Below are 757 nucleotides of genomic sequence, written 5' to 3' on the forward strand. Positions count from 1 at the left end.
CGCCGGTGATCAGCACGTCGTCCGCGCGCCCGATGACGGTCAGCGCGCCGGCGTCGTCCGTCTCGCCGAGGTCCTCGGTGCGGAACCAGCGCGTGCCGCCGGACGCGCTGAAATGGGCGTCGGTCAGCTGCGGATTGTCCAGGTAGCCCCCGGCAACCACGTCGCCGCCGATCAGGACCCTGCCTCGCTCCAGCCGGAGGGTGACTCCCTGGAGCGGGACGCCGTCGTACACGCAGCCGCCGCAGGTCTCGCTCATGCCGTAGGTGCGCACGATCTTCAGCGACTGTTTGGCCGCCTCCGCCCGCAGCGCCTCCGGCATCCGGGCGCCGCCGAGCAGGATGGCATCGAACCGGCGCAGCGCCTTGAGCGTTTCGGGCTCCGCCGCGGCGAGCAGCCGGTGCAGCTGGGTGGGCACCAGCGAGGTGATCCGGAACCGGTCGGTCAGGGCGGCTGCCGCGTCGGTGAACGCGCGGGCGGTGAACCCGCCGGACAGGTCCATCGCCCGGGGCCGGGTGCCGGCGTAGAGGGAGCGGACCAGAACCTGGAGGCCGGCCACGTAGTTCGGCGCCAGCGTCAGCAGCCACTGCCCCTCGCCGCCCAGCCGCAGGGCGGTGCCCATCGACGACGCGGCCAGCGCGTCGATCCCCAGCATGGTGGCCTTGGGTGTGCCGGTGGACCCCGAGGTCCGCACGACCGCGGCGGTCCCGGGAACCAGTCCGGGCGAGGACACCGGCACCGGGGTGCCGTCCGGGGCGAG

The 757-nt window shown here is 74.1% G+C and carries 1 protein-coding gene; it reads right to left on the reverse strand.

Going from position 1 to position 757, the window contains the following annotated elements:
* The coding region (locus tag AC5RUJ_RS17605; protein WP_494156423.1) for an AMP-binding protein at positions 1–652 on the reverse strand (652 nt) is incomplete at its 3' end.
* Positions 653–757 lie beyond the last annotated feature (105 nt).

The organism is Arthrobacter sp. Y3223164, from assembly GCF_059091005.1.